This is a genomic window from Kitasatospora arboriphila (assembly GCF_039528095.1).
Classification (GTDB): domain Bacteria; phylum Actinomycetota; class Actinomycetes; order Streptomycetales; family Streptomycetaceae; genus Kitasatospora; species Kitasatospora arboriphila.
In genome coordinates, this window is sequence record NZ_BAAALD010000029.1 from 73,297 (window position 1) to 79,614 (window position 6,318).

A 6,318-nucleotide genomic window follows, 5' to 3' on the forward strand; every position below is an offset into this window, starting at 1 on the left:
GCCAGAAGATGCTGCTCGACCCGGGCTTCGAGCTGACGCTGCGCCCGATGCGCTACCCGTCGTTCTACGACCGGTACCGCGACGCCATCAAGAACACCTGGACGGTGGAGGAGGTGGACCTGCACTCCGACGTCGCCGACCTCGCCAAGCTGAGCGAGGGCGAGCGGCACATGATCGGCCGGCTGGTCGCCTTCTTCGCGACCGGTGACTCGATCGTCGCCAACAACGTGGTGCTGAGCCTCTACAAGCACATCAACTCCCCCGAGGCCCGGCTCTACCTGTCCCGGCAGCTGTTCGAGGAGGCCGTGCACGTCCAGTTCTACCTGACGCTGCTCGACACCTACCTGCCCGACCCGGACGACCGCGCGGCGGCCTTCGCGGCGGTGGAGAACATCCCCTCCATCCACCAGAAGGCGCAGTTCTGCTTCAAGTACATGAACGCGGTCGACCACATCGACTCGCTGCAGACCAAGGAGGACCGCCGCGCGTTCCTCCTGAACCTGATCTGCTTCGCGGCCTGCGTCGAGGGCCTGTTCTTCTACGGCGCCTTCGCGTACGTGTACTGGTTCCGCAGCCGCGGCCTGCTGCACGGCCTGGCCACCGGCACCAACTGGGTGTTCCGCGACGAGTCCATGCACATGGACTTCGCGTTCTCCGTCGTGGACACCGTCCGCGAGGAGGAGCCGGACCTCTTCGACGAGCAGATGGCCAAGCAGGTCACCGAGATGCTGGAGGAGGCCGTCGAGGCCGAGCTCCAGTTCGCCCAGGACCTCTGCGGCGAGGGCCTGCCCGGCATGAACACCGAGTCGATGCGCCAGTACCTGGAGGCCGTCGCCGACCAGCGCCTGGCCCGTCTCGGCCTGCCGATCCGCTACGGCTCCACCAACCCCTTCGGGTTCATGGAGCTGCAGAACGTCCAGGAGCTGACCAACTTCTTCGAGCGCCGGGTCTCCGCCTACCAGGTCGCCGTCGAGGGCTCGGTCTCCTTCGACGACGACTTCTAGGCCGCGCCGCCCTCTGGGGCGCAGCATGCCGAAGGGCCGCACCCGGGATCCGGGGGCGGCCCTTCGCCGCGTGTTCCGCCGTACCGTCAGTCGTTGGGCACGGTCGCGTACTTGGGGGTGCCCTCGGACATCTGGCGCAGGGCGTCCTTGCGGTCCCGCTTGGAGAGCCGGTCGATGTACAGGTAGCCGTACAAGTGGTCGGTCTCGTGCTGCAGGCAGCGGGCGAAGAAGCCGGTGCCCTCGACCCGGACGGGGTTGCCGTCCTTGTCCTGGCCGGTCACCGCGGCGAAGTCGGGGCGGGCCAGCTCCATGTACGCGGTCGGCACGGAGAGGCAGCCCTCCGGCGAGTCGTCCAGCGCGCGGCGGCCGGCCGGCAGCTCCTCCAGCACCGGGTTGACGACGTGGCCGACGTGGCGCACGCCCTCGTCGTCCGGGCAGTCGTAGACGAAGACCTTGAGGTCGACGCCGATCTGGTTCGCGGCCAGGCCGACCCCGTCAGCCGCGTACATCGAGACGAACATGTCGTCGATGAGCGCGGCGAGTTCACCGTCGAACGCGGTCACCGTGGCGACCTCGCGGTGCAGCACCGGGTTGCCGAACACCGTGATCGGGCGGGCGGTGCCCTTCGAGACGTCGGGCAGCTCGCCGACGACCTGCTGCTCCGCCGTCTCGTCCTGCTCGGGGTGGTCGTGCTCGTGCTCGTCGGCCATCGCTGGTTTCCGCTCCGTGGTTCCGTCCAGGTGTACCGCTCAAGGGTACGGCGCCGGGCGGACCCGTTCCTCAGCAAACCTCTTCGAGGTCCCGGTACGCCCGGGTGGCGGGGGAGGCGGCCACCCAGCGGTCCAGCAGGGTGCGCACCAGCGAGGCCGGCGCGGCGATCCCGCACTCGCGCTCGGCGAGCCAGGAGGTGCCGGCGCTGCCCTGGCTGAGGTGGCTGAGGTGACCGGGGTGGGTGGGGTCGCCGTCGTCGTGCGGGTCGTGGTGCGCGGTGTGGCCGTCGTCGATCGCCATCCGGCTCTCCGAGCAGGCCCGGCACAGCAGCCGCACCGAGCTCGTCCAGTCCTCGGCGGCGTACCCGGCGTCGGCGACCAGCCGCTCCAAGGCGTCCCGGTCGCCCGCGGTGGCGGCCTGCAGCAGCACGACGAAGGTCGGCACCGGCGAGGGCGCCCACAGCTCGATCTCGTCGAAGACGGGGTAGGCGACGCCGTCCGCGACCCGCTCGCCGTGCGGGGCGCCGTCGTGCAGCACGACCTCGCCCCAGCGGCGGCCGGAGGACGGCAGCGGGATGGACAGCACCTCGATCCGGGCCGGGTCGAGCCGGCGGCCCCAGACCACCTCGGACTCGCCGTCCGGGGAGAGCCGCACCGGGGTGGTGCCGAGGTCCAGGTCGACGGGCCCGTCCGCGGCGGTGCCGGGCCCGCCGGGGAGTCTCAGTCCGTACGCCTGCCAGGCCCGGCGGGCGAGCGGCCAGTCCTGCAGGGCGGTGGCGGTGATGCCGAGGTTCCACCAGTCGGGGGCGCCGGTCTCGCGGTCCAGCAGGGCGACGGCGCGCAGCCCGGCGGTGCGGGCCTGCTCCCAGTCGCGGCGGAACTTGTGCAGCAGGGCGAGGTTGAACCAGGAGTCGGAGAGCCACGGCTCCAGGTCGGCGGCCATGACGAGCAGCGCGCCGGCGTCCTCGTAGCGGCCGTCGCCGATGAGCGTGAAGGCACGGTCGGTCGTCTGCCGCCAGGTGGCCGACGGCCGGTGCCGTGCGCGGTGGAAGATCCTCACGTTCCGTCCCTGCCGTTGTCGTCCGCCAGTTCTCAGCACCTGCTCCGAGGCCGGCTGCTGCAACGGGAACGATCCGGTGTGCCGGGTGGCCCCGCATCCGGTGTTCCACGCTACGACCGCATCCAACCACGCCTGCGGCGGCCCGCGCTCCCTGCGCGGCGGTTCAGGCCGGTTCGCGGCCCGCGGTGCCCACTCTGGCCAATGCGTCGACCACGGCGGGGTCGTAGGCGCCGCCGCGTTCCAGCCGCAGGCGTTCCAGGGCGGCGAGGCCCGCGGTGGCCGCGGAGAGGCCCCGGGCACGGGCCTCCGTCCGCAGGTCGTCGTGGGCGTTGGCGACCCGGATGATCCGCGCCGCCAGCGGCAGGCTGCGGTCGGCGGCGCCGTCCGGCAGCCGGCAGGGATCGGCGAGCCGGGCGACCTGTTCGCCGACCCGCCGCGGGACGCCGGTGCGCCGGATGACCTCGCTGCCGAGGCGGGCGATCCGCTGCTGTTCGGCGGCAGGCAGCAGGGCGGTGGCACCGCCGGGGACGGGTTCGACGAGGGAGAGCTGGCCGATGTCGTGCATCAGCGCGGCGTACTCCAGTAGGGCGAGGTCCCTGGTCCCGAGCCCGAGCTCGCGCCCCAGCGCGCACGCCGTGTCGGCGACCCGGCGTGCATGCCCCGGTGGGGTGTAGCCGGCGGTCTCGGTGGCCCGGGCGAGCGCCTCGATGGTCTGGCCGGTGGTGGCGCGGATCTCGGCGGCCCGCCGGAAGGACGCCTGGGCGAGCAGCAGCGGGGTGCAGAAGAGCGGCAGCGCCCACAGGCCGACCTCGCCGGCCAGCAGGCTCACCAGCATGCCGGTGGCGACGATCGCCGAGCCGATGCCGAGCAGCGAGCGCAGTTCGTCCTCCAGTGCGGCGCCGAACCGCAGGCCGGCCCGGGCGCGGTGCAGGACGGCGGCCAGCACGGTGTCGCAGAGCGCGGTCAGCGCGGCCACGCCGGTCAGCAGGGCCCCGTAGACCGGTCCTGAGAGCGGGGCGCGGTCGAGCAGCCCGCTGCCGTAGACCGGCTGGAAGAGCACGGCGGCGAAGGCCGTGGTGAGCAGCCTGCGGGCGGCGGTGTCGGCCCGCACGGTGTCCCCACGGAGCGCGCCGGAGCCCGTGCCGTCGGCCCGGCCCCTGCCGCCCCTACCGCCCCTGCCGCCGGTGGCGGCGGTGCGGCCCGGGTCGGTGCGGCCCGGGTCGGTGCGGCCCGGGTCGGTGCGGCGGCGGGCGCGGACGGCGGGCAGGGCGAGCGGCAGCTGCCCGGCGAGGGTGCCGAGCCCGGTGACCGCGACGACCTGCAGCGTTCCGTGGTCGGTGGGGGTCGCGTGGAGCGGTCCGAGCAGGGCGTAGGCGAGCGCCGCGGCGCTGCCGAGCGGGGCCTGCTCGCGGTCGCCGGGCAGGGTGATCCGCGTCCACTCGCCGACCGCGACGGCCGCGCCGAAGGCGAGCGCCACCCGTGGCTGGGCGAGTCCGTGCAGGGCGACGTGCAGCAGCGCGGCGGCGAGCAGCAGCGCCGCGGCGGCGTGGACGGCGGACGGCGGGAGCCGGAGGCCGCGCCGGCCGGTTCTCACGGGGTGCCGCCCGCGCTGATCCGGCCGCCGGGCCCGGGCACCCGGCGGGCGGGCTCGGGGACGCCGAGCGGGATGTCGGGCACCTCGCCGTCCCAGCCGCCGGGCGGCGGCGGTTCGGGCTGCCAGCCGTGCCGGTCGACGGCGGCGACCAGGGCGGTGACCATCACCGGGTCGAACTGGCTGCCGGCGCAGCGCTGGAGTTCGACGACGGCCTCGGCGACCGGGCGGCCGCGCCGGTAGGAGCGGGTGGAGGTCATCGAGTCGAAGGCGTCGGCGACGGAGATGATCCGGGCGAACTCGGGGATGCGCTCGCCGGCCAGCCCGGCCGGGTAGCCGCGGCCGTCGAGCCGTTCGTGGTGGTGCAGGATGCCCTCGCGGGCCTCGCCGAGGAAGGCGAGGTCACGGACGAGTTCGTGGCCGAAGACGGGGTGCACCTCGACGGCGCGGCGTTCGGCCTCGGTGAGCGGGCCGTTGCGGCGGAGCAGTTCGGTGGCGACGCCGAGCTTGCCGACGTCGTGCAGGGTGCCGGCGAAGTGCAGGGTGCGGATCCGGTCCTCGGCCATGCCGAGCTGGCGGGCCATCAGGACGGCGGCGCGGCCGACCCGTTCGCTGTGGCCGCGGGTGTAGGCGTCCTTGATCTCCACGGCCTGGACGAGGGCGCGGACGGTGGCCCGGTGGGTGGTGGCCTCGCGGTGGCCCTGGGCGAACATCCAGGCGGAGATGGACAGCGGCAGCAGGGCGAGGACGGCGGCGAAAGCGCCGTACGGGCCCTGCCACAGGACGGCGACCATCAGTCCGCCGGCGCCCTGGACGAGGGCGGGCAGCACGACGGCGCCGGTGGCGCGGGCGAGGTCGGCGGGGTGGGCGCCGCGGGCCCGGCGGGCCGCGCAGAGCTGCCGCATCACCCCGACCAGGGCGGCGTTGACCAGGCAGAACACGGCGACGGCGGCCAGTGCGCCGAGGGCGGCGGTCGGGAAGTGCGCGCCGAGCAGCAGGTGCGGTCCGCCGAGCAGGCGGTAGACGGCGGCGGCGGCGAAGGCGGCGACGGCCAGCTGGGCGGCGTTCCACAGCCGGCGGAGCCGGCGGGGGGCCGGGACGTGGGCGGTGAGCGCGCCGGGGACGGCGACCAGTGCGGCGGCGGCGGGCGGCAGCAGCAGGACACCGGCGAAGAGCACCGGGAAGAAGCCGCGGCCGGGCAGCGTCCGGGCGGCCTCGCGGGCCTCGCGGGGCGGGCGGCGCAGCAGCCGGCGGCCGAGCCGGGCGCACGGGGTGGGCAGGCCGAGGGCGAGCGACTCGGCGCAGGTGTGCAGGAAGGCGAGCAGGCCGAGGCGGGGCCAGTCGACCGGGCCGCCGAGCGGGCCGTGGACGGGGACGGCGAGCGGGATCAGGCAGCAGAGGGCGCCGGCCAGTACGGCGGCGGCGTACCGGGCCGCGGTGCCGGTGAGGGCGTCCCCCTCGCATTCGCTGGCGATGTCAGCCTCCCCCGCCGTGCCCGGCCCGTCCGGTCCGCGGGCCAGTGAGGAGAATAGGCCCCGGTTCGCGGGGCGGGGCGCACGATCGCGCAATGACGCTGCCGACACCGGGTCAGCTCACCCGAACGAGTGAAACGATCCAATGGTGGGGATGACTTGAGCCCGGATCACCCGGGGCGCGGCCCTGAGAGCGCTTCCCGAAGGCTTCCTTAAGAGAGGCCCAAGCCTCGCCCAGGACTCTTGACCCGGCCAGTGGTCCAGTCCATTTTGGGGATTGACCCCGTCCGGAAGGGGGCGGCCGCCACCGCGGCCGCAGTTGCCCCACGGCATCGTGCGCGGATGCCGACCGTCCTTGTGCCCGGCGCCGCCCGAACCTCCCGGGCGGCGGTCCCCCCATGCCCCGGAGAGGTCCCCGATGGAACGTGCCCAGCTCCACTCCCCCCCGCCCGGCCGGCACCGCCGCCGGGGCGGGGCCGCC

The 6,318-nt window shown here is 74.7% G+C and carries 5 protein-coding genes; 1 reads left to right on the plus strand and 4 read right to left on the minus strand.

Annotated elements, in window-relative coordinates:
* Window positions 1–8 precede the first annotated feature (8 nt).
* Window positions 9–1,004: a ribonucleotide-diphosphate reductase subunit beta gene (locus ABD353_RS17075; RefSeq protein WP_344624467.1), complete on the plus strand. Its 996-nt coding sequence runs from the start codon at window positions 9–11 to the stop codon at window positions 1,002–1,004.
* An 86-nt stretch (window positions 1,005–1,090) separates the two neighbouring features.
* Here ABD353_RS17075 and def read toward each other — a convergent pair whose 3' ends face one another.
* The 4 genes from def to ABD353_RS17095 form a co-directional block, all read right to left on the minus strand.
* The gene (gene def / locus ABD353_RS17080) at window positions 1,091–1,714 is read right to left on the minus strand and encodes a peptide deformylase (protein ID WP_344624460.1); all 624 of its coding nucleotides are present in this window, start codon (window positions 1,712–1,714) and stop codon (window positions 1,091–1,093) included.
* A gap of 70 nt (window positions 1,715–1,784) precedes the next feature.
* On the minus strand, window positions 1,785–2,774 hold the full coding sequence (locus ABD353_RS17085) for a hypothetical protein (RefSeq protein WP_030267884.1): 990 nt from the start codon (window positions 2,772–2,774) through the stop codon (window positions 1,785–1,787).
* Window positions 2,775–2,937: 163 nt separating this feature from the next.
* Window positions 2,938–4,368 carry an HD-GYP domain-containing protein gene (locus tag ABD353_RS17090; RefSeq protein ID WP_344624461.1) on the minus strand — a complete coding sequence of 477 codons (1,431 nt, stop codon included), beginning with the start codon at window positions 4,366–4,368 and terminating at the stop codon, window positions 2,938–2,940.
* Window positions 4,365–5,840, minus strand: coding sequence for an HD-GYP domain-containing protein (locus tag ABD353_RS17095; protein WP_425555177.1), 1,476 nt, complete (start codon window positions 5,838–5,840; stop codon window positions 4,365–4,367). Before ABD353_RS17095 ends, ABD353_RS17090 begins: the two co-directional genes overlap by 4 nt.
* Window positions 5,841–6,318: the final 478 nt, after the last annotated feature.

Coding starts and splice junctions, on each gene's coding strand:
- def (WP_344624460.1), bottom strand. CDS start 1,714: ATGGCCGACGAGCACGAGCACGACCACCCCGAGCAGGACGAGACGGCG.
- ABD353_RS17075 (WP_344624467.1), top strand. CDS start 9: ATGCTGCTCGACCCGGGCTTCGAGCTGACGCTGCGCCCGATGCGCTAC.